This window comes from Natrarchaeobius halalkaliphilus (assembly GCF_003841485.1).
In the GTDB taxonomy this organism is placed as follows: Archaea; Halobacteriota; Halobacteria; order Halobacteriales; family Natrialbaceae; genus Natrarchaeobius; species Natrarchaeobius halalkaliphilus.
This window is the reverse complement of record NZ_REFY01000002.1, coordinates 283,787-300,904: the sequence shown is the minus strand read 5'-3', so window position 1 is coordinate 300,904 and position 17,118 is coordinate 283,787. Positions and strand designations below refer to the sequence as shown.

Here is a 17,118-nt window from a genome sequence, read left to right as displayed (position 1 = left end):
CCTCATTCGAAATCACCTTCCTCACGCTGGATCGTTTTGATCCGCGCGATCGTGCGACCGAGTTCTCCGATTCGACCCGGGTTCTCCGGGGCACCACCGGCCGCGAGGACGGACTTCGCGTTCAGCAGCTCGGTTTCGAGCTCCTCGAGTTCCTCCTCTCGCTCGGCGGCGGTCATGTCGCGGATCTCCTCGACGTGGATGATCGCCATCAGGCGTCACCTCCCTCGTCGGGTTCGTCCGAGTCGGCCTCGTCGTCGTCCATCTCCGCCATCAGCTCCTCGGCTTCGGCTTCGACGTCCTCCTCGAGTTCGTCCAGATCCTCTTCGATCGGTGACTCGGCTGGAGTCTCGACCTCTTCTTCGTCGTCATCCGAGACCTCTTCCTCGATGACCTCCTCGATGTCTTCTTCGTCGACCGCCGGTTCGGGCTCGACGGCGTCCTCGGCAGGCGCTTCGGCACCGCTCTCGGTAGCCTCGGCCTCCTCGGGTTCGCCCTCGAGGAGTTCCTCGACACCCTCGGCCTCGTTGGCCTCGACGGCGTCCGGAACGACTTCTTCGGGATCGAGATCTTCGAGAATGCGGAAGTCGTCGGGGAGTTCGGCGTTCGGCGGGATAATCTTCACCGTGACGCCGATCGTTCCGAGTTTCATGACGGCGACGCCCTGTCCCTCGTCGACGATCTCCTCGGCGGGTTCGCCGTTGTGCTTGATGTAGCCTCGGTTGAACTTCTCCACGCGCGACCGTGCGCCCGTGACTTTCCCCGAGAGGACGATCTCTGCGCCGAGCGCGCCGGCCTCCATGATCCGGTCGATCGTCGTGTGACCGGCTTTCCGGAAGTACCAGCCACGCTCGAGTGCGTTGGCCAGTCGATCCGCGACGATCCGTGCGTTGAGGTCCGGTTCCTCGACTTCCTGAACGTCGATCTGTGGATCCTCGAGGTTGAACTTCTCCTCGAGTGCGGTCGTGACTTTCCGAATGTTCTCGCCGCCTTTGCCGATGACCATCCCGGGCTTTTCGGCCTTGAGAACGATCTGGGTTCCCATCGGCGTTTTGGCGACGTCCATGCCACCGTACCCTGCACGGCCGAGTTCTTCGCTGAAGAACTCGTTGATCTGTGACCGCTGCAGGCCGTTTTCGATGAACTGGTGTTCGTCAGCCATTAGTTATTATCCTCCGTAGAACCGTCCTCGTCCGAGGAGCGTGGCTCCTCGCCGACGACGATTTCGACGTCGACTTCGGGCGTGTTCCAGGCCGACGCTCGCCCCATCGCGCGGGGTTTGCGCCCGACCGATTCACCGACCTTGTGGGCGGCGACGTGAACGATTTCCATCGATGCGCCGTCGAAGCCCTGATGGTCCGCGTTGGCCTCGACGTTCTCGAGTAGTTCGAGGAACTCGTTGGAAACCTTCTCGGGATAGCGGCCGGCGTCCCAGCCGTCGATATCCGAGCGGTGACCGACGCCGCTGTTGTGAGATCGGAACGGAACTGAGCGCTCGCCGTCGATGACGTCCTGAAGGTACGCCCGCGCGTCGTCGATGGTTCGTCCCTTCAGTTCGCGTGCGATTTCCTTGCTGTGCTTGTGGCTCATGTGACGCTCCCGGAGCATCGCTCTCGCGGTCGTCTCCGGATCGGCGTCGACTGAGTAGTTGATTCCCATGCGTGGATCACTTCAGTGGGACGAACTTCGAAGATCGAGTCGCACCGATCCCGGCCTGTCCGTGTTCGACGGACGTGCGGGTCAGCTGGAACTCGCCGAGATAGTGTCCGATCATCTCGGGTTCGACGCGAACGCGCTCGAAGGACTGGCCGTTGTACACTTCGAAGGTCAGTCCGACGAACTCCGGCAGGATCGGCATATCCCGCAGGTGGGTTCGGATCGGCGCGTTCGCCGTCTCTTCTTCGCCTTTCTCGCGGCCCTTCTCGAGAAGCTTCTGCTTCTCGACGGAGAGACCGCGTTCGATACTTCGCCGCTTTCGTGCGGGCAGCAGTTCCGCGACGTCCTCGAGCTCCAGATCCTGCAGCTCCTCGAGCGTGTGGCCGCGGTAGGTGAACTCATCACCCTCACGGCCGGTTCGGTACTCCTGACTCATTTGTTTCCACCTCGGCCGGTTCGGCGCGAGGAGATGTCACCGACCTTCCGTCCCGGCGGGGCATCCCGCGAGACGGACTTCGGTTTGCCGGGGTGCTGTCGGCCACCGCCACCGAAAGGGTGGTCGACGGCGTTCATCGCGACACCACGGACGCGAGGCCATTTCGTGCCCCGTGCTCTCATCTTGTGATACTTGTTTCCTGCTTTGACCATCGGTTTCTCCGTGCGGCCACCGCCGGCGACGACGCCGATGGTGGCACGACACTGCGGATCGAGGCGCTTGACCTCACCGCTTGGCAACTGGACGACCGCCGCGTTGCGGTCGTGGGTGATCAGGTCAGCGTTCGTTCCCGATGCACGGGCGAATCGGCCGCCGTCGCCGGGGTTCGCCTCGACGTTACAGACCGGAACTCCTTCGGGAATCTCCGCGAGCGGGAGCGTGTTGCCGGGTTTAATCTCGGCTGAGACTCCGACCTGTAGCTCCTCTCCGACGGAGATGCCCTCCGGAGCGAGGATAAGACGCTGATCGCCGTCGTCGAATTCGACGGCAGCGATCGGGGCCGAGCGAGCTGGATCGTGTTCGATGTCCACGACCGTCCCGCGAACGACGTCGCTTTCTTCTTTCTTGTGTTCGAGCTTCGCCTTGTACCGGTGTGACGGGGCACGGAACGTCGGCGTCCCGCGGCCACGTCGTTGTCCGAAGATTCGTCGTCCCATCGTCAGAACACCCCGATTCGCGAGGCGACTTCCTGAGCGTCGTCGTCCTCGGAGAGTTTGACGATTGCTTTCTTTTTGCCCTTCATCGTTAGCTGCGTGTTGATGGAATCGACTCCAACGTCGAATCGAGATTCGACCACGTCCCGGATCTCGGGTTTGGTCGCATCCGGATTGACGACGAACTGGAGCTTGTTCTCGAAGTCCATGTCGTTCATCGCCTTCTCCGTCACGAGCGGGTGTTCGATGATCGAACTCATCGGTCGGCCACCTCCTCGAGTGCGCTCTCGGTCCAGACGGTGAGTCGACCCGGCTGCGTTCCGGGTGCGAGGTCTTCCGCGTTGACCTCCGCCGCGGTCGCGACGTCCGCCCCGGCGAGGTTTCGCGCCGCACGGGACGGCCCGGTCTCGCTCGCGGTCACGAAGAGGATCGACGTCGGCGTCTTGTACTTCCGGCCACGGGCTTTCCCCTGTCCGGATCGGACGCTTCGACCCTCGTCAGCGCGTTCGATATCCGCCTCGAGACCGGCTGCCTCGAGGAAGGAGACGACCTCGTTCGTCTTCGTGAGGTCTTCGAACTCGTCTGCGACGACGACCGGAATCTCGGCGTCGTCGTCGAACTCGTGGCCGCGTTCGGCGACGACTTCTGCGTCGGCCGTCGCAGCGATCGCGCTGCGGATGGCCAGTTTTCGTTCTTTCGTGTTGATCGATTCGGTCCAGTCCTTTTCGGCTTTCGGCGGGTGTGCCTTTCGTCCTTTGACAGCCTGTGGGACGCGCCGAGCGCGTCCGTCCTGTCGTGGAACGTGAGCCATCCCGCGACCGCTCCCGAGCGATTCGGCCGGCGTCCGCTTGCCGGCGAACTCGTCGGCGCCGTAGTCCTGTGTTCGGTTCGCCTGGGCGACACGAACGGCGCGAGCGATCAGATCCGGGCGGTACTGGGTCTCGAAGACCGCCGGGAGTGTAACCGAGCCCGCGTCGCCGCCGTCCAGGTCTCGTACTGTTGCTTCCATAGTCTATCAGCCCTGGTTGGATGCGGTGGAGACGTACCGAACCTCGGGATCGAGGCGCGGCTGGTCTCCGGGTCGGATCGCCGGGCGGAAGCGCACGAGACGCCTCTGTGGCCCGGGAAGCGAACCCTTGATCAACGCGTGCGGTCCGTCGACTTCGCCGTAGTTGACGAAGCCGCCGTCGACCGTCGCGTCCGCGCCGTCGCCGATGTCGACGAGGCGCTTGTTCAGTTCCGTCCGCTGGTGGTAGCCGGTCTGTCCCTGCTGGGGAACCGTCGAACGAACACGAGACGGGTTCCAGGGGCCGAGGTTGCCGATACGGCGACGCCAGCCCTGCCGGGCGTGCTTGCCCTTGCGTTTCTGGACCCCCCATCGCTTGACGGGACCCTGGGTTCCTTTCCCTTTCGTGACGCCGCTTGCGTCGACGTACTCGCCGGCGCGGAAGACGTCGTTCATGACGTGCTCGCCGCCGTCCTCGTCGAGTAACTCGAGGGCGTACTCGAGGCGCTCGTCGGCGGAACCCCCGCCGACGCGCGTCTCCATAACGTCCGGTTTCTTCTTGGGCACCGATGGGATGTCGCCGGGAACCGTGTGCGTGATGACGCGAACGTCGTCGACGCGTCCCTCCTCGAGGAGGCCACGGAGTTCGTCCGCGGCGGCGTCGGTATCGTAGTCATCGCCGGGAAGGTCGAGAACGCGGTCGAGTTCGGGCGTGAACTCGTCGGTCCAGACCTCGGTTACCGGTTTCATACCGTACGGTGTGTTTTCGTACGCACGCAGGGCAACGGCGCGCATCGGCGGCGTCTCCACGATCGTTACGGGGACGGTCTGTTCCATCCCCTCGGTCGACGAGTTCGCTTTGTCGTCGACCATCACGACGTGGGTCATGCCGGCCTTGTAGCCCGCGAAGCCCTGGAGCGTCGGCTGTCCGTCGTCGTCCGGCCACGAATTGAAGCGCGGGACCTCGCTGGTCGCACGCTGTCGTGGGCCGAACCCGAGTGAGCCTTTGCGTGGTGCGTTTGGTTGTGGCATTCTATCACTCTCTGAGTGAGAGGGGAGCGAGCGACGCGAACAGAGCCTCCTCCGTTCGAATCACCTCGCTTCCCTGATCCGGAACCGTGTTTAGCCAGAGGTCGAACCCCGGATCGGCTGTGGGTTCGACTCCGTCGTCGGTCGTCCCCTCGTCGCTCGAGGAAACGGTCGACGCCTCGATTCCGAAGATGTCCGGCAGCCCTCTCTCGGGCGCGCCGAACGCGACGGTCAGCCCGTCCCGCTCGATGCGTCCGGCCAGCGTCTCGAGTCTCCCGACGGTGAGCTCCTCACCGAATCGAGAGGCTGCGATACACACGCCAGCGTCCTCACGGCCGAGTGCTGTCGAAAGGTCCGTCCGCTCGACGACGAGCCCCGGTAGGGGACTGTCCTCGAGTTTCGCCCGGACCGGTCGTCGCGAAGAGATCCTGACTGTCACGCGCTCACCCTCGACGACCTTCATTTGGGAAGGCACGTTGAGGGAGATCGGGTGTTGCAAGCCGCAATTGACCCGGACGCGCTGATCAGGTCCGACCTCGGTCACGATCCCTTGTCTTGTCGACCCCGAACCGTTCGATTCGGAGCCGGTCTGCGACGCGGCGCGGAGCGGGGGCAAGACGCCCACGTACTCCAGTTCGTCCCGCATCCCCCAGACCTCGTTTCGGAGGTACGGAGGCGTTGCGGCGTACCGCAAGACGGTGTGTACGAACCCGCCGTCGAATCGACCTGTTTCGCCGCCCCGGTCGGGGTAGACGAGCAGGCGATCGGCCCGGAAGACCGTCGCCGCGCGGGCGACGTATCCGAGTTTGCGAGTTGCCTCGCGTTTGTCCTCGGCTTCCCGGGTCAGTGACGACGGAACGAGTACGCTGACGGTCATGCCGAAACGCTTCGGCGCCGCGTCACTAGACTGTAGCGATGTGTTGCGGACAAGGTCTTAAAAGGATAGCGGATTCGATCACGGCTGTGAACCCCTCACACCCACGAATTCGTGGTGAACGGGCACACACTCACGACTGGCAAACCGTCGTCCCGAGCGTCACATCGACTCACCGGTTTTTCCACGAACTGACTCGAGGAAACGCACTCGGCGTCGACTGTCGTTCGAGCGGCTTTCGTGTGTCCCTCTGTCGATGGTGACCCGATTCGCAACCCTTATACATCCCTCCGGGAGTAGATAAGAGTGCAACGGGGCGCTGGTAGTGTAGTGGTATCACGTGACCTTGCCATGGTCACAACCTGGGTTCAAATCCCAGCCAGCGCATTTCTTTCGCGAACAACTCCGTGAGCGAGAGGAATCGAACTTGGATTTGAACGAGAGAAGTCGCACCCGCGAGCGAACGAAGTGAGCGTGAGCGAGCAGGACCGTCTTCGCGTTGTTCAAATCCCAGCCAGCGCATCACCGGCTCTCCGATCCGAACTCTGCATTTTCTGTCGTCTTCAGCAAAGAAAGAAGACGGCTATGATTCCATCGATTCGATTACACCGTTTCGACTGACAGGCGGGTGCAAAAAGTAGCCTGGAGGCCAGTAAATGACGTTCAAGCGGGAAGCGCGAGAAGTTAACTCTGATTTTCTTCTCCCTGCCCAAGAAACCACAGAGGCATCGGTCAACACGCGCGCGCATAATCAGAAATACCAGAAAAACCACCAAACGTGGAAGAGGGATCTACTCGAATGGCTTTACTTCGAAGGGATGTCCTGACCGATTACTGGGGTATTCTGAGAACACTCTTCTGAACAGTAACTACAAGATTGACCGGATCGTGCTTACGAAAAGGATATCCACCACGGACGGTTGTACCCAAACCTCGATACCATCGTCGACAAAGGTCTCGTCGAGAAGGGACAGGAAGATCAATACGTCGGCGAACTCCTCGAGAGCGAATAACGCGCTTCGATCTGTCGTGGATAACCGTGTTTCTCTTCTGCGGGCGGAGAGTGTGACCAACTACGACTCGTCGGGACGTGGTGCGTTCTCGTATTTGACCATCTTTTCGGATTTGTCGGAGATTGTTTCGTAGATTTGCTGGAGGGTCTCCTCGGCGGCGAGCAGGTTGTGCTCCTCGAGGAAGTCTCGTCCCTCCTCTGTAAGACCGTAGAACTTCCAGGGGTAGCCCTGCCGGCGCTGATCGTCGTCTAGCGCGACTTCATTCACGATGCCAGCATCGATGAGCTTCTGGATATGCTTGTAGACAGTGGCATCGCTCACGCTGGGGTTGAGTTCCTCTAGTTCGTACATCGAGGGGAGTTGCTCGGGGTGCTGGAGGATGTTGTTGATGAGCGCGAACCGTGTCTGTTGGGTGACGAAGTGGATCAGTTCGCGAGGTTTGGTCCCTTTAGCAGCCTCCAGATTAGTGCTCATATGGAAGGGTATACGTCCCGGTGATAAGTAGTTTACCCTCGGGTAAATTACCGAAGGGTAAACCAGGCTATGGTCAACTCGGTAAATTACTCCATAAATCATATTTCACGTCACTGAGAAGGGCCGTGTATGTCCGACGAGGAGTCGCCTGTCCCTGAAGGGGTTCTTACGAGCGCTAAGGACCAACTCAATGAGGATGAAATCTCGTTGGCAGACAACGAGGAAATTCTCCACGCTTTGAGCGAGTTGACACTGGTCTACGAGAACGATCGATCGTACTTTGTGCTCGGGAACTATGATCGAGAGCCAATTCGTCGGTTGAACTTGGTGGTTGACCGCCTTAACCGTCGCCAGGATACCTATGCCTTCCGGATGGTAGACATCCGTGGAGAGTGGGACAATAGCATCCAGAAGTTCTGCCTGATCGCCGATATCGTGACCTACCTCGTCGGCGTCGCTGAGAAGGAACCGAGCGACTTCCTCGTCGAACAGGGACTCCTCGTCGGTACGACCGAGTACTTCTCGAAGAGTCATGTCCTCAAGCGAGAGTATGAGGATGAAACGTACCCGTTTGGTTGGATGCAGGACGGCGTCTTCGAACTGTTCGAGAAAAAAGGGCGACTGTATCGCTGGCGGACCGAGGAGCAACTCGTTGACGTGACTGAGAACCTCCCGTGACAGCAAGTGCGTTCAACTGGGTCGAATTCGCTCTTATACAGAATCGAGGAGAATACCTGGCCCTTTAGGGTCAGGATGAATCCGACACCTCCTCAACAATCCACCGCCGATGGCAGGCCCGGATATTCCGCGTTTCCAATCCGAACTTTTGCAAGAAGCGCGAGTATAAGTGATTATACAGACGTTCAGAATGTTGGAAGTCCACCGCACCCATCGAGCGAAAATCCTCTCCTACAAGGCGAAAGTCGAGGGGATCGAAGTCGTAGAAGTTCCAGAGCGCGACACGAGCAAGACGTGTTGTGTGTGCGGTACGGAAGACGATAATCAGCGTATTGAACGCGGGTTGTACGTCTGTGAGGCGTGTGACGCGGCGTTCAACGCTGATGTGAACGGGGCGGAAAACATCCGTCTCAACATCAACAAGGAAAGTAACTCCAAGTCTGCACCCAGTTTGGGTGGGGATAGGAGTACCGGCTGGTTGGCACAGCCCGGAGTCTACCTTCATGACTTGTCCAGTGGATTCCAACCGCAGGAACAAGTGGTAGACTGTAAACCCTAATATCCCAATCCAGCGGTGCGGTACCGTGGGATTCCTCCGCGTGAACGCGGAGGAGGATGTCAAGTAGAGCTGTGGAATCCTCCATAGCAAGGCAGTCGATAACGCTCACGAGGGATGCGCCAGCGAGATTCAACGAGCCAACGGTTCCAAATGTGTGAGCGGCCTGCTCCAAGTCGAGACAGTTTTCGATCCCGTGCGGCGTGGGGACGATCATCGAAGTATGGTACTTTCCGTCGAAACTTCCCGAGCTAAACGCCGTCGAAGGGTGGTGGGTCAGTTGCGAGAGTGGTTCAAGTATCGACTCGCACCTGATCTCTCAACGTTGAAAGACTACATCCCACGAGGAGTGAACGCGATCACCGAACCAAGCATTTGGCCGTATCTTACCGGTAACGATTCGACCTAATTACTATCAGTCAGCATCGCTCAATAGGTCTGACGAACGATCCCGGAGAGGTACGACTCGAGGCGCTTTTCGAGTGAATCGCTACCGTGAGGATCTCCTCAAGCACGTGTTACCTCTCGGTTCGGACGAACGCCGTGGACGGAGGCGTGCCGTTCAGACTGACGTGGTCTCGAGATTCCAGCCGGGGTCGTAACCCGAGCGTTCGATGTGGTCGGATCGACACGCGGGACAGAAATCGGGCGTGACGGTTACGTCTCGCGGAACGTAGACCGCGCCGTTGCACTCTATGCACGCACCGGGGACGATGGTCGCGCAGTCGACACAGAGGTTGAAGTCGTCGACTGTGAGTTCGCGCAGGGGTTCGAGTTGTTTGTCGAGGATGTACTCGTCGATGACCGCCTGACAGTTGTGGCACGGTTTCATATCGATGCACTCGGCACCATGTGATAGACACACAAAGACCTACCGTTCACGGAAAACCGATCGTCATTAATCGATACTGGTGACTCGAGGCAGAGGTACTGGCGAGCGTTCCCTCCCGACGATATCCGGACCGGTCACCGAGAACCGTCGCATCGATCCGGACGAACAGTATTTCCGGGCGGCTACCGAAGGACCGCCATGCACGTCGTCGTCAACGCCGCCATGAGCGCGGACGGCAAGCTCTCCTCCAGACGCCGCGATCAGATCGTGATCAGCGGCGACGCGGATTTCGAACGCGTCGATCAACTTCGAGCTGATAGCGACGCCGTCGTGGTGGGCGTCGGTACGGTGCTGGCGGACGATCCGCATCTCACCGTCAAGGACGAGACGCTTTGCAGGCGGCGTCTCGAGGAGGGACAGAGTGAACACCCTGCCCGCGTCGTCGTAGATTCGACGGCCCGAACGCCGACGGACGCCGCGGTGCTCGACGACGCGGCGACGACGTACGTCTGCGTGACCGACGCCGCACCCGTCGACAGCCGAATGGGAATCGAGAATCACGCGGAACTCGTAACCGCGGGCGACGACCGGGTCGATCTCCTGCGTGCGTTCGCCGCGCTCGAAGCGCGGGGACTCGAGCGGCTCATGGTCGAGGGAGGCGGCGAACTCATCTTCTCGCTGTTCGAGGCCGGACTGGTCGACGAGCTTCAGGTGTTCGTCGGTCCGACGGTGATCGGGGGACGCGACGCACCGACGCTCGCTGATGGCGAGGGATTCGTCGACGAGTTTCCCACGCTCGCACTCGAGTCCGTTCGGCGGCTGGACGACGGTGCGTTGCTGCGGTGGACGATCGGCGGCCGGTAGCGCCGACCGACGACGGGACGCGTCGCTCCCCGTCACACCTTTCCTCCGGCGTCGCTTACGACGGGACATGGAACGAGCCACGTTCGGCGGCGGCTGTTTCTGGTGCGTCGAAGCGGCCTTCGAAGAGCTCGAGGGCGTCGAATCAGCGACCTCGGGATACGCCGGCGGCTACACCGAGGATCCGACGTACCGGGCGGTCTGCTCGGGTGAGACTGGCCACGCGGAGGTCGTCCAGCTCGAGTACGATCCGGATCGAATCGAGTACGCGGATCTGCTCGAGGTGTTCATGACGATCCACGATCCGACGACGCCGAACCGTCAGGGACCGGACGTCGGCTCTCAGTACCGATCTGCGATCTACACGCACGACGAGGGCCAACTCGAGACCGCGACGGCGTTCGTCGACGAACTCGAACGTACCGGCGTTTACGACGGGATCGTCACGGAAATCGAACCGCTCGAGGAGTTTTACGAAGCCGAGGAGTACCACCAGAACTACTTCGAAAAGAACCCGACTGATGCCTACTGCAGGATGCACGCGGCCCCGAAGGTCGAGAAGGTCCGGGAGACGTTCGATGAGCGCGTGTCGACGGACCACTGACGGAGACCGATCCAGTCTCAGTTTCCGGAGTACGACCGTTCGGTACGGTTTCGGCGTTATGCGATCTTCCTCCTGAACCCGAGTGAGCGGCGGGGACGAACAACTACATGTGCGATCGGATCGACGGCTTCCGTATGAGCGAGGATCAGAGTCGCGACGCGACCCTCGAGAACACGCCCGGACAGGGACGAACGCCGACGGCCGAACGGATCGATCCGTCGGCACCGGAGGAGTTCGGACTCGTCCAGGTTTGGTGGGGCGACGGGAAAGGGAAAACGACGGCGACGCTCGGGATGGGGGTACGCGCGGCGGGCCACGGCTATCGTGTTCACGTCCTCCAGTTCATGAAAGGCGGTGCCTCGAGCGTCGAAGCGGTTCGGGGCGAGTACAACGCGATCGAGGCGCTTCCGGGGATCAGTTACGAGAACCTCGGCCACTACGGCTGGCACGGGATGGCAGACGGCAGCGACGAGGCCGGTCACGAGGACAAGGCGCGGGCCGGCCTCGAGCGAGCCCACGAGTTGCTCGAGGCGGCGTCCGAGGCCGATCTCGGGACGGCGTTCGATCTCGATGGACCGCCCGAGGCGGGGGTTCACATGCTTGTACTCGACGAAATCCTCTATGCCGTCGATCAGGGACTGCTCGCGGAGGCCGACGTACTCGAACTGATCGAGACGAAGCCGAACGACCTCGAGTTGGTGTTGTCAGGGAGCCACGCCGAACCAACCTATCTCGAGGAGCGAGCGGATCTCGTGACGAACGTTCGAAAGCAGAAACATCCGATCGACGAGGGCCAGCGAGCGCGACGGGGAACCGAGTACTGAGACGGGCTGTTGTCCGTCAGTTCCGACGTATTCGCGACCCGTGTGGGCGGTGAATCGCTACAGCAGACGTATGGCGCTCGAGGGCGTGTCGGGCGACCCGCGGTCGTGCGCTCGAGCTGGGCCTTGCAAACGCAAGCTGTTCCGAAACGTGTTCGGACGTGGAGAGCGAATCCGTGAAAGTCGTCTACAAACCCGGAAACACCTACGAAGAGATCAACTGTTTCGACTTTCGAGAATACGACTACGGTATCGTCTTGCACGACGAAAACGGCTACAACATCGGCTACGTTCCACACGAGATCCTGAGTCACATCGAGCCCCACGCGGGCGAAGCGGTCGCGTTCGAGGACGGAGAGCCACCGATTCGTGGCGATGACGAGGGGTGATCGTTCTCACCACGGTGAACCGATAGGACGATAGCCCCGTGCGAGTGAGTGCTCACTACGCGGATGACACGGACTCTCCTCGTTGCGGGGACGGCGAGCCACGTGGGAAAATCGACGATCGCCGCCGGACTCTGTCGGCTGCTTGCCGACCGAACCGTCGCCGTCGCTCCGTTCAAGGCACAGAATATGAGCAATAACGCTCGCGTCGTCGTTCGACCGGACGGTCCCGGAAACGAAACCGAAGAGGCGGATGCGCGCGAGCGCGTCGATCAGTGGGGCGAGATCGGCGTCTCTCAGTTCGTACAGGCTCGAGCCGCACGGACCACACCGACGACGGACTGTAACCCGGTTCTGTTGAAGCCTCGCGGTGGCGGGGAGAGCCAACTCGTCGTTCAGGGACGGGCGCACGAACACGTTCGCGCCGGTCAGTACTACGAGGCGTACTGGGACGTCGCTCGCGAGGCTGCCGAGGAGTCCTACCGACGGCTCGCGGCCGACCACGACGTGATCGTGGCCGAGGGCGCGGGGAGTATCGCGGAGATCAACCTCCACGACCGCGACCTGGCGAACGTCGAAACCGCCCGCTTTGCGGACGCCGACGTCCTCCTGCTCGTCGACATCGAACGCGGCGGGGCCTTCGCCAGCCTCTACGGAACGATCGAACTGTTGCCCGACTCGCTACGAGACCGCGTGATCGGGGCGGTTATCACGAAATTCCGCGGCGATCCCTCGTTGCTCGAGCCCGGAATCGAGGAGATCGAGTCGCGAGCGGGCGTTCCGATACTCGGCGTGGTTCCCTACGACGATCCGGGACTCCCCGAGGAAGACAGCGTTTCGCTGCCCGGCCCGGGCGAGTGCGGCGTCGTCGGGGACGACGACGGCGTCCCCGATGAGCGCCGGCTCCGAATCGCCGTTCCCCGGCTGCCGCGCATCTCGAATGCGACCGATCTCGAGGCGCTCGCAGCCGAGCCCGGCGTCTCCGTGATCTACGTCCCGGTCGACGACAGCGACGGAACCGAGCCGGCGACGGGCCGAACGGACGAGCGCCCCGATCCACTGGCTGCGGTCGACGCGGACGCCGTGGTTCTGCCCGGGACGAAGAATACCGTCGACGACCTGCTGGCGCTTCGAACGGCCGGGTACGAGGACGCACTCCACTCGTTTTCCGGACCGATTATCGGCCTCTGTGGGGGCTACCAGCTACTGGGCGAGCGGATCACGAACGCATCACTCGAGGGGACCGGTTCCGACGACGTTGTACGGGGACTGGGATTGTTGCCGGTCGAGACCCGCTTCGTCGCGAAAAAGTCACTCGAGCGAACGACGGTCTCGATCGACGAAGACGCGACGTCGCTTCTGTTCGGTGCGAAGGGTTCCGTCACCGGTTACGAGATTCACGCGGGCCGAACGACGGTGCTCGAAGACGAATCCGTCTCGCGTCCGCTTGGCGACTCGAGCGTAGCGTGTGGATCGGTACTCGGGACGTATCTCCACGGACTGTTCGACGACGATTCCGTTCGAACGGCTGTTCTCGACTCCATCGCCGAAAGCGCGGGAATCGACCGACAGAACGCGGGCGATTCGGAGGACGAATCGAACGCCGAGGCTGCACGCGGGTCGACTCCGTACGACCGGGCCGCAGCGCTCGTCCGCGAACACATCGATCTCGAGGCGCTCGGAGAGCCGTTCGATCACTCCGGTCCGTTTCGGTAGGTTCCGAGCAGTTCCTCGAGGATGATACACTCCTGATCGGTTGCATCGTAATGGGTGTCGATGAACCGCTCTGCGGCCTCGTAGTTGCCGCGGAGTCCCTGTTTTCGGACGGTGATAACGGCATCTAGGAAAAAGGTTCCGCCGTCCGTACCCAGGGCTTTTCCGTGGTCGGCGTCGGAGATGTCGAGTTCGGTCTTGATTTCGTCGTAATTGAACGTCTTCACGTCGTGATCCGGATTGACGAGCGTCAGAACGTACTCCGCGGAGAACCGGTAGAACTCGGATTTACTTTCGAACATACCGTCTTGGACGAGAGTGTCGATCTCCTCGACGACTTCGTCGGGATATCTGACGGTATCTTTCGCCATGCCCCGAAATTCAGCACTACTCACTATTTATTGTTTCGGAGGTGTACACGTGATCGGTGTGGTGTTCCCGGGTTGTCGTTTGACTCCCGAGCAAAAAGCAACTACCTGCAAATTTATTATTTATCGTGTGTAACGGAGAGGCGATGGTAGACGAAACCGACATCCGCGAGCAGATGATCGAGGCGTTCGAAGGCGCAGAGTATCCGATTTCGAGTCCGATGGATCTCGTTCCAGCGCTTCCGAACGGGCCTGGAACGTCGTTCGAGTCCGGGGAGTTCTCGATGACGGCGATGGAACTGAATACGAAGACGTCGGGTGGTGACTTCCCGTACGACGACGTGGAAACGTTCGTCGACGACATCATCGAGGATCTCAAAGAACAGGGTGAACTGTAGCTTCGATCGGGACTATTCGCCTTCACCAGGAGCGGTCGTTTTCGGCCGGAGCGTTCGTCGAGAGCTGACGGTAACGATCCGCTCGAGCGTCCCGGTGTGCCCACAGTATTCTCCTGGGCCGGGCGTTCGGGTCCATGTGCCACCAGTTTTTTAATTACACGAGACAGGTATATACAGAAAGAGAGCGCGGTCTGTCAGCGCGGTCGTTCGTCGATATCGAAACACATGGATACAATCGATGGTATGAACAACGAGACTCGAAGCGAGTTGATCGTTCTCGTATCTGGAGAGCGAGCGGGGGAAAGTCGCCTGTCAAGTAGGCTGCGTGAGGAGACGACGGCTCGAGTGCGGTCGATTTCGGTCGACGAACTCGAGACGGTACTCGAAGCGAACTGTCCGGTAGGCGTCGTTTTCGAGATCGATGACCCCGATGTCCTCCGCGACCGCGTCGATCTCGTTCGGTCGATGGCGATCGATCTGCCGATCGTCGTGGTCCCAGAGCGGGGCAGTGAAGCTCTCGCAACGGCAGCGCTTCGAGGTGGAGCGACCGACTACGTTTCGGCCGGGAGCGACGAGGCAGTCGCTCGGATCCTCGAGCCGATCCGAACGACGGGGAGATCAGCGCGTGATCCAGACGGTGATTTCCGTCGCATTCTCGCGAACGAACTGCCCGACGAGGCGTTCGTCATCGGGGAGGACGGGACGTGTCTCGAGGCGAGATTTCGGGCGCGATCGGAGGGGCTGTATTCGGTTTCAGCCGACAGTCTGGTCGGGATGAACCTCACCGAGTTCGTTCCCGACGAAACCGCAGCGTCGTTGCAGGACTGTGTCGATCGGACGCTCAGGACCGGGAACGTACAGTCGATCGAGTACGATCTGGAGACGACCGACGGCTGCCGACGGTTCGACGCTCGAGTGGTGCCAGTCGAGGAGTGGATCGAAGGTCGTCGGGCGGTCATCTGGCTGGCACGCGACATCACGGAGCGGGCGAATCGAGAGCGAGAACTCCGTTCGCGCCAGGCGCAACTCGAGACGCTCAATCGTATCAATGCGGTCGTCAGACAGGTTATCGAGACGCTGGTCGATGCACCCGGGCGCGACGCGATCGAACGAGGAGTCTGCGATCAGCTCGTCGAGTCGGAGCTGTACTGCGGATCCTGGATAGCCGAGTGGACCGGCAACGACGAACTCGCGTATCGAACCGGTTCCGGCGGGGCGACCGAATATCTCTCGTGCGCGAGAGAGACCACGTCCAGTTCGGACTGCCCGTTCCGACGAGCAGCACGAACCGGTGAGATACAGACGATCAACCGTATTCTCGAGCGCGAACCGTTTCCACACCCACTTCAGGGGGCTGCCCGAGAGGACGGCATTCGGGCCGCTATCGCCGTTCCGATCACCCACAACGAGACGACGTACGGCGTTCTGTCCGTTCTTTCGGGCCGTGCCGACGCGTTCAGCGATAGCGAGCAGACGAGTTTCGACTTACTCGGTGAGACGATCGGATTCACGATCATGGCGATCAAGAACCGACAGCTGCTGTTCGCGGATAGCGTCGTCGAACTCGAGTTTCGAATTAACGGTGGGGAGACGTTTTCGTTCGATATCTCGAGGGAGTACGGCTGCTCCTGTACGCTCGAGTGGGCGGGAACGACCACCGGCGGACGGACGTATCAGTTCGTGACGATCGATGGAATCGACGGTGAAACGGCTCTCGAAGCGGCCAACGAACACGAATCCGTCGAGGAGTGTCAACTGGTTCAGGACGGTACCGAGGGCTGTACGCTCGAGTTGCGCCTGCGTGACTCCGGCGTTCGGACGCTGACGAACCACGGCGTGACCATCCGGGATGTCGTGGTGGAAAGCGACGTCGGGACCTGTCTCATCGAGGTTCCACAGAGCGCAAACGTCAGGGAGATTTCGAATGCACTCGGTCGCGTGTACGACCAGACGGAGCTCGTGGCCCGTCGAGACGTCGACCGACCGGTTCGAACAGCAGCGGAGCGACACGATCGCATCCTCGATGAGCTTACCGAGCGACAGTTGACGACGCTTCGACTCGCGTACTACGGTGGATTCTTCGATTGGCCACGTGAGCGCACAGGCGAGGAAATCGCTAGCAGCATGAACATTTCACCGCCGACGATGCACCAGCATCTCCGGAAAGGACTCAAAACGATTCTCGGAGAGTTCTTCGAGGCCACAGCGACATCCGAGTAAGCGATGGTCGACCGTCTCTGTCACGATTGCGGGACAGTCACGATCTATTAAAGGTCGAGTATGTTAATCCGAGCGTCGATAGTCGGTCCCGACCGTCGTTTGCACACCGATGAACGAACGCCGACGGATCGAACGAGCGATGGTGACGGTTCCGTGAAGACGACTGCCGTCGAAACCGTATTCGAGGGATCGAACGGACGGTACTACACCGGCTGGCAGATCCGTCGAAACCTCGAAAACGGGCACTGGAAACTCTGTATCCGACAGCGAACTCCCGTACGGTATCTGGTCGAAACCGGGGCGGATGTCCTTTTGTTGCTCACCTCGATCGATCTGGAGCGGCTGCCGAACTGGCTCGAGGTTCGTGTTCGTGGGATGGCTACTCGCGTCGTGGACCGACGACGATCGATTCCTCATCGAAGGCGCTACCGTAGCCGGTGATCGCCGGTTCACACTCTCCGAGGGTGACGCGGTGCGCGTCGA

Annotated in this window: 21 protein-coding genes, 1 tRNA gene and 3 pseudogenes; 12 read left to right on the top strand and 13 right to left on the bottom strand. The window is 60.9% G+C overall.

What is annotated here, in order from left to right:
• Positions 1-2: 2 nt before the first annotated feature.
• The 9 genes from rpmC to EA462_RS04980 are packed head-to-tail and all read right to left on the bottom strand — an operon-like array spanning position 3 to position 5,714.
• Entirely contained in the window at positions 3-209 is a 207-nt protein-coding gene (gene rpmC, locus EA462_RS05020; RefSeq protein ID WP_124177475.1) for a 50S ribosomal protein L29, read from the bottom strand.
• A complete protein-coding gene (locus tag EA462_RS05015) occupies positions 209-1,159 on the bottom strand; it encodes a 30S ribosomal protein S3 (protein WP_124177474.1) in 951 nt (316 codons plus the stop codon). The genes rpmC and EA462_RS05015 overlap by 1 nt, the downstream gene beginning before the upstream one ends.
• The gene (locus tag EA462_RS05010; RefSeq protein WP_124177473.1) at positions 1,159-1,656 is read right to left on the bottom strand and encodes a 50S ribosomal protein L22; all 498 of its coding nucleotides are present in this window, start codon (positions 1,654-1,656) and stop codon (positions 1,159-1,161) included. Before EA462_RS05010 ends, EA462_RS05015 begins: the two co-directional genes overlap by 1 nt.
• A gap of 7 nt (positions 1,657-1,663) precedes the next feature.
• Complete coding sequence (locus EA462_RS05005; RefSeq protein ID WP_124177472.1) at positions 1,664-2,089, bottom strand: 30S ribosomal protein S19; 426 nt, start codon at positions 2,087-2,089, stop codon at positions 1,664-1,666.
• The gene (locus EA462_RS05000; RefSeq protein WP_124177471.1) at positions 2,086-2,805 is read right to left on the bottom strand and encodes a 50S ribosomal protein L2; all 720 of its coding nucleotides are present in this window, start codon (positions 2,803-2,805) and stop codon (positions 2,086-2,088) included. The genes EA462_RS05005 and EA462_RS05000 overlap by 4 nt, the downstream gene beginning before the upstream one ends.
• Positions 2,806-2,807: 2 nt before the next feature.
• Positions 2,808-3,062 carry a 50S ribosomal protein L23 gene (locus tag EA462_RS04995; protein ID WP_124177470.1) on the bottom strand — a complete coding sequence of 85 codons (255 nt, stop codon included), beginning with the start codon at positions 3,060-3,062 and terminating at the stop codon, positions 2,808-2,810.
• Positions 3,059-3,811: a 50S ribosomal protein L4 gene (gene rpl4p, locus EA462_RS04990; RefSeq protein ID WP_124177469.1), complete on the bottom strand. Its 753-nt coding sequence runs from the start codon at positions 3,809-3,811 to the stop codon at positions 3,059-3,061. Before rpl4p ends, EA462_RS04995 begins: the two co-directional genes overlap by 4 nt.
• Before the next feature lie 6 nt (positions 3,812-3,817).
• The gene (locus tag EA462_RS04985) at positions 3,818-4,840 is read right to left on the bottom strand and encodes a 50S ribosomal protein L3 (RefSeq protein ID WP_124177468.1); all 1,023 of its coding nucleotides are present in this window, start codon (positions 4,838-4,840) and stop codon (positions 3,818-3,820) included.
• Positions 4,841-4,844: 4 nt separating this feature from the next.
• Positions 4,845-5,714 (bottom strand): putative RNA uridine N3 methyltransferase, encoded by an 870-nt coding sequence (locus tag EA462_RS04980; protein WP_124177467.1) that lies wholly within the window; start codon positions 5,712-5,714, stop codon positions 4,845-4,847.
• A gap of 313 nt (positions 5,715-6,027) precedes the next feature.
• Between EA462_RS04980 and EA462_RS04975 the strand changes: the two genes are divergently transcribed.
• Positions 6,028-6,098 (top strand) — tRNA-Gly (locus EA462_RS04975).
• A 506-nt stretch (positions 6,099-6,604) separates the two neighbouring features.
• Positions 6,605-6,724: pseudogene (locus EA462_RS17535) on the top strand (PadR family transcriptional regulator); the annotation flags it as partial.
• Between the two features lie 60 nt (positions 6,725-6,784).
• On the opposite strand, the gene EA462_RS04965 reads toward EA462_RS17535, so the two are convergent.
• The gene (locus EA462_RS04965; RefSeq protein WP_124177466.1) at positions 6,785-7,198 is read right to left on the bottom strand and encodes a MarR family transcriptional regulator; all 414 of its coding nucleotides are present in this window, start codon (positions 7,196-7,198) and stop codon (positions 6,785-6,787) included.
• A gap of 129 nt (positions 7,199-7,327) precedes the next feature.
• Here EA462_RS04965 and EA462_RS04960 point away from each other — a divergent pair, with 129 nt between their 5' ends.
• A complete protein-coding gene (locus tag EA462_RS04960; RefSeq protein ID WP_124177465.1) occupies positions 7,328-7,876 on the top strand; it encodes a hypothetical protein in 549 nt (182 codons plus the stop codon).
• Between the two features lie 223 nt (positions 7,877-8,099).
• Positions 8,100-8,435 (top strand): annotated as a pseudogene (locus EA462_RS04955) (zinc ribbon domain-containing protein); the annotation flags it as partial.
• Between the two features lie 59 nt (positions 8,436-8,494).
• Here the strand turns inward: EA462_RS04955 and EA462_RS04950 are convergent.
• Positions 8,495-8,607 (bottom strand): annotated as a pseudogene (locus EA462_RS04950) (IS1595 family transposase); the annotation flags it as partial.
• A 387-nt stretch (positions 8,608-8,994) separates the two neighbouring features.
• Positions 8,995-9,264: a DUF7571 family protein gene (locus EA462_RS04940; protein ID WP_124177464.1), complete on the bottom strand. Its 270-nt coding sequence runs from the start codon at positions 9,262-9,264 to the stop codon at positions 8,995-8,997.
• A gap of 198 nt (positions 9,265-9,462) precedes the next feature.
• On the opposite strand from EA462_RS04940, the gene EA462_RS04935 reads away from it, so the two are divergent.
• The 5 genes from EA462_RS04935 to EA462_RS04915 all read left to right on the top strand — a co-directional run bounded on the left by EA462_RS04935 (position 9,463) and on the right by EA462_RS04915 (position 13,652).
• Positions 9,463-10,128 (top strand): 2,5-diamino-6-(ribosylamino)-4(3H)-pyrimidinone 5'-phosphate reductase, encoded by a 666-nt coding sequence (locus EA462_RS04935; RefSeq protein ID WP_124177463.1) that lies wholly within the window; start codon positions 9,463-9,465, stop codon positions 10,126-10,128.
• Positions 10,129-10,195: 67 nt separating this feature from the next.
• Positions 10,196-10,729, top strand: coding sequence for a peptide-methionine (S)-S-oxide reductase MsrA (gene msrA / locus EA462_RS04930; protein WP_124177462.1), 534 nt, complete (start codon positions 10,196-10,198; stop codon positions 10,727-10,729).
• Positions 10,730-10,863: 134 nt separating this feature from the next.
• The gene (locus EA462_RS04925; RefSeq protein ID WP_124177461.1) at positions 10,864-11,553 is read left to right on the top strand and encodes a cob(I)yrinic acid a,c-diamide adenosyltransferase; all 690 of its coding nucleotides are present in this window, start codon (positions 10,864-10,866) and stop codon (positions 11,551-11,553) included.
• Between the two features lie 173 nt (positions 11,554-11,726).
• A complete protein-coding gene (locus EA462_RS04920; RefSeq protein WP_124177822.1) occupies positions 11,727-11,939 on the top strand; it encodes a hypothetical protein in 213 nt (70 codons plus the stop codon).
• 63 nt (positions 11,940-12,002) lie between these two features.
• Positions 12,003-13,652, top strand: a complete 1,650-nt coding sequence (locus tag EA462_RS04915) for a cobyric acid synthase (protein ID WP_124177460.1) — start codon at positions 12,003-12,005, stop codon at positions 13,650-13,652.
• Here the strand turns inward: EA462_RS04915 and EA462_RS04910 are convergent.
• Positions 13,631-14,020 (bottom strand): ribbon-helix-helix domain-containing protein, encoded by a 390-nt coding sequence (locus EA462_RS04910; RefSeq protein WP_124177459.1) that lies wholly within the window; start codon positions 14,018-14,020, stop codon positions 13,631-13,633. The two genes, EA462_RS04915 and EA462_RS04910, sit on opposite strands and share 22 nt — an antisense overlap.
• A 143-nt stretch (positions 14,021-14,163) precedes the next feature.
• On the opposite strand from EA462_RS04910, the gene EA462_RS04905 reads away from it, so the two are divergent.
• From EA462_RS04905 to EA462_RS04895, 3 genes are all read left to right on the top strand, one after another.
• Complete coding sequence (locus EA462_RS04905; RefSeq protein ID WP_124177458.1) at positions 14,164-14,415, top strand: MTH865 family protein; 252 nt, start codon at positions 14,164-14,166, stop codon at positions 14,413-14,415.
• Between the two features lie 243 nt (positions 14,416-14,658).
• Positions 14,659-16,635, top strand: a complete 1,977-nt coding sequence (locus EA462_RS04900; protein ID WP_124177457.1) for a bacterio-opsin activator domain-containing protein — start codon at positions 14,659-14,661, stop codon at positions 16,633-16,635.
• A gap of 153 nt (positions 16,636-16,788) precedes the next feature.
• On the top strand, positions 16,789-17,076 hold the full coding sequence (locus tag EA462_RS04895; protein WP_124177456.1) for a hypothetical protein: 288 nt from the start codon (positions 16,789-16,791) through the stop codon (positions 17,074-17,076).
• Positions 17,077-17,118: the final 42 nt, after the last annotated feature.